This window comes from Aeromonas sp. R3-1 (assembly GCF_040908345.1).
Lineage (GTDB): Bacteria > Pseudomonadota > Gammaproteobacteria > Enterobacterales > Aeromonadaceae > Aeromonas > Aeromonas veronii.
In genome coordinates, this window is sequence record NZ_JBFODN010000264.1 from 1 (window position 1) to 5,097 (window position 5,097).

The window sequence follows — 5,097 nt, forward strand, 5'->3', positions numbered from 1 at the left end:
GGCTGACAAAGGGGACATAGCGGAAACGCGCGCCATATTGCTCGGCAAAGCTGGCGATCAAATCCTGATAGCTCAGCTCTTCGCCTTTGCGCACCTTCACGCACTTCTGGACAAAGCTGTTCTTGGCCGCGCCAGCCAGCTTCTTGTCGGCCGCCGCCTTCTCGCACTTGGCCGCCGGATCCATCGCCGCGCCCGTCTTCACGCACTTCTGGATAAAGCTGTTCTTGGCCGCACCGGCCAGCTTCTTGTCGGCGGCCGCCTTCTCGCACTCACCGGTCGCGGCGCCAGCGGCATCTTTCACACACTTGCCGACAAAGCTGGTCTTGGCGGCGCCGTTAAGCTTTTTGGCTGCGGCCTGCGCCTCGCACTGCAACTGGGCTGAATCGTTGGCAAAGACCGGATTGGCCAGCAGCACGCTGCCGCAGAGCAGGCCGAACAGGATGGTACGCTTCATGGGTGATCTCCTCTCTATCTGGTGATGTGTTTGCATGGTCATATTTGTATGACGATGTGTTGCAAATGGCTGTGATGGCAACAGCTGATTGTTGCCGCAGATCCCCCGCCTCGCCAGCTTGGGAGACAGAGCACAGAGCAACCATCGCCCGCACTATAGCGCCGATTGGCTGAGCGGGATTGTCCTCAGCCAACCCTTCCTCAGCGGCAAGCCAGCCACCCTCTTCCCCACCACGCCCGCCAACCCCAATAAAATCAAGGGCCATGGGAATCCTGCCTCCGGCCACCCCCTTTTATTGAGTCAGCGCAAAAAATCAGTCATTACTGACACTTACGTCATTTTTTGACTGGTGTGGCCAGATTCGATTGGCTTAACATAGCCATCCGGTGCCTATTCATCTGCGATGGGCTGCTGCCCCGCTGGTTAATGGAGCATTTTGGAAGCTGTAATCCACGGGCGGTAGCGTGGGTTTTGCACAGTGATTAATGCATTGCGTAGGTTGGCGCTGAGCGCAGAGAAGCCCAACACGTATGCCTTCGGTTAGTTGGTTCCCATTTCGTGTAACCGAACAGACCGGATATTTCACCCCCGACACCGGAAAAGAGAACCATGCGCTATCGCCGAGCAACAACCAGTGGGGCATGTTGGTTCTTCACCGTCAACCTGGCTGATCGCAAGCAGGATCTACTGGTACGTCATATCGACCTTCTGCGTGAAGTGATCCGCAACGTCAAACAACAACACCCCTTCGAGATCATTGCCATGGTGGTGATGCCGGATCATCTCCATGCCATCTGGCAACTACCACCGGATGACAGTGACTATCCCATGCGCTGGTCTCTGATCAAGGCAGGCTTTTCACGAAATCTCGCCAAAACAGAGCGGATACGGGAGAGTCGAGTCAGAAAACGGGAACGCGGTATCTGGCAACGCCGTTATTGGGAGCATCTGATCCGGGATGACAAGGATCTGCAAGCCCATGTCGATTACATCCATTTCAATCCGGTCAAACATGGTTATTGTGCCAAACCTGTCGATTGGCCTTACTCCTCCATTCATCGCCATATCGCCGCAGGATGGATAGGGTCAGATTGGGCCATTAATAGTGACTCGGGTCGGGAATAATCGGCTCGGAATGTGTTGTAGGTTGGCGCTGAGCGCAGCGAAGCCCAACAAACGTGATATCTGACTCCCCAAAAAGATAAATTTTGACCATATAAAATCGATAACAAAATTAAAATTTCGCTTTCACGGTAAACGTTGGGCTTCACTTCGTTCAGCGCCAACCTACGAGGATTAACCAAACGTATGCGATACAATATTTAGTCCACATTCGTAGCTGTGCAATTCGCTTTAAAATAGATTTCAAAATAACATAAACCTGCATTATTCATCTCCCCAATAAGTGGGACAAGCTTAAAAGCATTATTAACTTAAAAGGTTGAACTGTGAACATCAAAGAATTTATGAGTAGCTTTCATAATCACCCCGTATTATTTGTAGGTACTGGTGTTAGCCTTAGATACCTAAGAAATTCATATACGTGGGATGCTCTGCTACTCAAAATTGCCACCGAGCTAACTGGTAATGATGAAAAATATTATGATATAAAGTCAGGATGTATAGTCGATGGTGTGTACAAGTATGAATTAGTTGCCTCGAAATTAGAGGACCTATTTAATAGGTCTTTAATTGAAGACCGAGATGGGAAATTCAAAAATGTGAATGATTGCTTTTTTGAGGAAATGAGAAAAGGAAATAGCTTAAGTAGATTCAAGATCTATATATCAATGCTTTTGTCCGAAATGAACCTTCGTGATGACCTACAAGACGAGCTGACTGCTTTAAAAAGAGCTAGGAAAAACATCGGTTCTGTGATAACAACTAATTATGATGAGCTAATACAAAATATTTTTGAGTTTAATCCATTACTTGGGAATGACATTCTTCTTAGTAACCCATATGGCTCAGTATATAAAATTCATGGTTGCGTGTCAGATCCATCAAAAATAATAATCACAGAAGATGATTACTCAAACTTTAAAGCTAAGTATGATTTAATTAGAGCTCAGTTACTATCGTTATTTATTCATAACCCAATAATATTCCTTGGATACAATGTTGGTGATGAAAACATAAAAGATATTTTGAAAACAATATTTACATATGTTGAACCAAACTCAGATATTGCAGAAAGAATAAGAAGTAATTTTCTACTGGTTGAGTATGATGCTGGTTCAGATAATACAGAAATTACGGAGCATGATATCGACTTACAAGGGTTTGCCACAATAAGAATCAACAAAATAAAAACAGATAATTTCACCGCAATATATGAAGCATTATCTGAGCTATCATTGCCTGTTTCAGCTATGGATATCAGAAAGGTTCAATCTGTCGTTAAGGACATTTACTCAGGAGGGCAGATAAAAGTTAACTTTACTGAAGATATGGACACACTCAATAACAGTGACAAAATAGTTGTTATAGGTTCCGTAAAAACTATTCAATACACATTCCATAGTACATCTGAAATGATGTCTAATTATTTTAAAATAATCGATGAATCTAACGCCCAGTTACTTAAACTCATAAACAAGCAACGTATAGCAAGCAACCAGTACTTCCCGATTTATGGATTTAGTCGAATATGCACAGAGATAACAGAAGAAGACAGATTAAAATTACAGCAAAAAACTAAAATTGAAGCATTAATCTCCGAAATGAACGATCGCTGTAAAAATGCTCACCACGAAATCAGAGATATCATTGAAGATGCAAATATATCTCACACTTATAAAGGAAATGCTATTTGTTGGGCAGTGTGGCATAACCAATTACCACTAGATAGTGTAGAGCAATATTTAAAAGGTTATGCAGAAAAGAATTCTACAGAATACAAAAAACTGTTATGTGTTTATCCGTCATTCCGCACCTAATTTTGGCTTTTTCAAAGCTTGACGGCGATCGGCCATTCTGATCTATTACTCTCTTTTGCAGGTAGATCATCATGGCCGCTCCCGCTATCTCTATCCGTAACCTCGATCACCTTGGTTTGGTCGCCGCACTCTGCCAAGAACTGGGCATTGCCCGCATGATCGATGCCGTGCTCCCCAAAACGCCCCCTTTCAAGGTCTCACATGGTCAAGCGCTGGTCGCCATGATAGTGAACGGCCTCGGCTTTCACAGCAGCACCCTGCACATGTTCCCGCAATTTTTCGCTAACAAGCCGGTTGAGCGCCTGATCGGCCCCGGGATCTGTGCTGATGACCTCAATGATGATGTGCTCGGGCGCTGTCTCGATGCCCTCTTCGACGCCGATGTCAGCACCTTGTATCAGGTGATGGCGGCGCAAGTCGTCGAGCGGCTGGGGCTCAAAAGCACCGCTGTGCACCTCGATATCACCAGCTTCCACGTCGATGGCGCCTATGACCAGGCCGATGGCGAGCAGACCGGCAAGCTGCAATTGGTGCGGGGTTATAGTCGAGATCATCGGCCAGAGCTGAACCAGGTTATTCTGGAACTCATCTGTGAAAATCAGGCCGGGCTACCCATCTACATGCAGGCCCTCAGTGGCAACAGTAACGACACCAAAGCCTTTGCCCAGACTGTTCGTCGCCATTTGAGCAGCCTCAAGGCCGCGCAGGAGAGCCGTTATCTGGTCGGTGATGCAGCACTGTACTGCGCCGAGACCTTGCAATTGCTGGAGCAACAGCAGCAACTGTTTGTCACCCGGGTGCCTGTCACGTTGAATGAGGCCAAGCAGGCCGTGGCAACGATTGGCACCCAGTCGCTGGTTGCGCTGGGCAATGGTTATCATGGCTGTTGGCAATCCGCCCATTATGCCGGCGTCGCGCAGCGCTGGATGTTGGTGCGCAGCGAACAGGCCAGCCATCGCGAGCAGCAGACACTGGCAAAAAACCTGCTTAAAGAGAGCACCCGCGAGCTCAAAGCCTTCGCCAAATTGTGTGCCCGACGCTTTGCCTGTCAAGCGGATGCCCACGCTGAGTTGAGCCGTTTTACCGCCAGCTTGATGCTGCTGCAACTGGATGCCGAAGTGGTAGGTGAACCCGTTTATACAGGACGTGGCAGACCCAAGAGTGGCGAAGAGCCAATTGGCCATCAGTTTCAAATCACTGGGTTGGCGGCAACTAGTCTGGCTTGCGTTGAAGAGGCTCGCAACCAGACCGGGGTGTTCATCCTGGCGACCAATGACCACAGCGATACGCTGACTATGGCCGAACTGTTGGCCACCTATAAAGCACAGCAGAATGTCGAGCGAGGCTTTCGTTTTCTCAAGAGCCCGGAGTTTTTAACCTCCTCACTGTACCTGAAAAAACCGGAGCGGATTGAAGCGTTGCTGATGGTGATGACCTGTAGCCTGATGATTTACGCAGCGTTGGAGCACCGGATCAGGCAGGGATTAGTGGCGCAGAACCGCAGTGTGGCGGATATGAAAAAAAAACCGACCCAGCAGCCGACGGCCCGTTGGATCTTTTTGCGCTTTGGTGGCATCCATGAATATCGACTGGGAGAAGCTCCGCCACAAGTAACGGAGCTAACAGGAGACCAGCAGATCATTTTGGAGGTATTGGGTGAGCGCTACCGACAAATTTATTCCTAAATCAGGTGCGGAATGTCGG

At 47.9% G+C, this 5,097-nt stretch carries 3 protein-coding genes and 2 pseudogenes; 3 read left to right on the forward strand and 2 right to left on the reverse strand.

The annotated features are described in order from the left end of the window. A pseudogene (locus AB5Y85_RS18385) lies at positions 1–94 on the reverse strand (ferredoxin--NADP(+) reductase); the annotation flags it as partial. After that, positions 95–454: pseudogene (locus tag AB5Y85_RS18390) on the reverse strand (hypothetical protein); the annotation flags it as partial. Between the two features lie 609 nt (positions 455–1,063). Here AB5Y85_RS18390 and AB5Y85_RS18395 point away from each other — a divergent pair. The 3 genes from AB5Y85_RS18395 (at position 1,064) to AB5Y85_RS18405 (ending at position 5,078) form a co-directional block, all read left to right on the forward strand. Then, positions 1,064–1,579, forward strand: a complete 516-nt coding sequence (locus AB5Y85_RS18395; protein ID WP_257687413.1) for a transposase — start codon at positions 1,064–1,066, stop codon at positions 1,577–1,579. A 323-nt stretch (positions 1,580–1,902) separates the two neighbouring features. After that, the gene (locus tag AB5Y85_RS18400; RefSeq protein WP_368221936.1) at positions 1,903–3,393 is read left to right on the forward strand and encodes an SIR2 family protein; all 1,491 of its coding nucleotides are present in this window, start codon (positions 1,903–1,905) and stop codon (positions 3,391–3,393) included. Between the two features lie 71 nt (positions 3,394–3,464). Further along, the gene (locus tag AB5Y85_RS18405) at positions 3,465–5,078 is read left to right on the forward strand and encodes an IS1634 family transposase (protein WP_201991050.1); all 1,614 of its coding nucleotides are present in this window, start codon (positions 3,465–3,467) and stop codon (positions 5,076–5,078) included. Positions 5,079–5,097 lie beyond the last annotated feature (19 nt).